The organism is Vibrio anguillarum, from assembly GCF_001989995.2.
In the GTDB taxonomy this organism is placed as follows: Bacteria; Pseudomonadota; Gammaproteobacteria; order Enterobacterales; family Vibrionaceae; genus Vibrio; species Vibrio anguillarum.
The window spans coordinates 1-466 of the sequence record NZ_JAHGUP010000060.1; the positions used below are offsets into that span (position 1 = coordinate 1).

The 466-nt window shown below is 39.1% G+C and carries 1 protein-coding gene; it reads left to right on the forward strand.

The window, feature by feature from the left end; all coding sequences use genetic code 11:
* Positions 1-168: 168 nt before the first annotated feature.
* Positions 169-466, forward strand: a 298-nt coding sequence (locus tag PL85_RS13875; RefSeq protein WP_215809356.1) for an ISAs1 family transposase, incomplete at its 3' end; no start/stop codon positions are given.

A 466-nucleotide genomic window follows, 5' to 3' on the forward strand; every position in this document is an offset into this window, starting at 1 on the left:
AAACCGCATGAAAGTCGTTGATATATAAGGGCTGCAAAGATGCTAAGATTCCGCTTTAAACCTATCACTAATCCCAACTATTGAATGTAACCACATGAAAATAAAGATCTGCTTGTAGATCATTTTCGTTGTTTTCTAATTGCTCCTAGACAATATAGGAGCCTAAATATGAGCGAGTTAACCAACCCATTTATGCACTTTCAAATCATTAAAGATTATCGACAGGAAAATAAAATAGCACACAAATTATCAGACATTATTTTGCTGACAATTTGTGGCGTCTTGTCGGGTCATGACGGTTGGGATGGCATTATTGACTTTGGCAATGCTCGCTTAGATTTCCTAAAACGATATGGTCATTTTGAGGCAGGCATTCCATCGGCAGATACTTTGTCTCGTGTGATGGGCATGATGAATCCGGCAGCGTTGCAAAGAAGCTTTATAGCTTGGATGAAGGACTGCCATA